This window comes from Mesorhizobium sp. M8A.F.Ca.ET.165.01.1.1, from assembly GCF_004792065.1.
In the GTDB taxonomy this organism is placed as follows: domain Bacteria; phylum Pseudomonadota; class Alphaproteobacteria; order Rhizobiales; family Rhizobiaceae; genus Mesorhizobium.
The window spans coordinates 1-339 of record NZ_SRTH01000140.1; the positions used below are offsets into that span (position 1 = coordinate 1).

A 339-nucleotide genomic window follows, 5' to 3' on the forward strand; every position below is an offset into this window, starting at 1 on the left:
GTTGAATTTTGATCTCGACAGTGCTCGGCTTGGAGCGGTCTGTAGGCGGTCCGAGCTCTGCGATCGCCTTGAGGAGCCGCTTGCGATGGCCGAGTAGAATACCGAGCTGCTGGAGGTCGGCGTCAGTCAACTCGGGCAGAACTTCCCCATCGATAGCGTTGTCGCGAAACGCCTGCTGGTATTGCTCCAGCCCGAGACGTCGCAACCAAGCAGCAATGTCCACGACAGCTCCCCAAGGCCGTACCTCAGCACGCGATACTAACTCAAATGCCGGGAATTTCGAAGAATGTTGGCTTGGAGAGCCGTGGTCACTGCCGCATGTTGTGATGACAGCTTATG

Annotated in this window: 1 protein-coding gene; it reads right to left on the reverse strand. The window is 57.2% G+C overall.

Annotation, left to right across the window (positions count from 1 at the left end; genetic code table 11):
• A partial coding sequence (locus EN808_RS35460; RefSeq protein WP_135918241.1) for an SAM domain-containing protein occupies positions 1-223 on the reverse strand: 223 nt, incomplete at its 3' end.
• Positions 224-339 lie beyond the last annotated feature (116 nt).